The following is a 245-nucleotide window of genomic DNA, read 5'->3' on the forward strand; positions in this document are numbered from 1 at the left end:
GTTGGCCTCGGCTGCCTGGATCTGGCCGTCTATGCTCCCGCCCGTCGAGTAGTCGATAAAAGGATAGACGCCGTTCCAGAAGGTGTCGGCGACGTGGACTACGTTCGCTTCCTCGAAGAAGACGGAGATGTCGCTGTCCGTATGGGCAGGGCCGTAGTATTTCAGTTTGACCGTCTGGTCGTTCAGCCGCAGCGTCTCCTCGTCGCTCTTCATGAGCATCGTGGGCAGCGCGCTCTTTGGGAATG

At 59.2% G+C, this 245-nt stretch carries 1 protein-coding gene; it reads right to left on the reverse strand.

Features of this window, described 5'->3' with window-relative positions:
- Positions 1-245: MBL fold metallo-hydrolase (locus tag SB724_RS21445; RefSeq protein ID WP_410573053.1), on the reverse strand; the 245-nt coding region annotated here is incomplete at both ends.

The organism is Bacillus sp. SIMBA_031, assembly GCF_046535225.1.
GTDB classification, from domain to species: Bacteria; Bacillota; Bacilli; order Bacillales; family Bacillaceae; genus Bacillus; species Bacillus velezensis.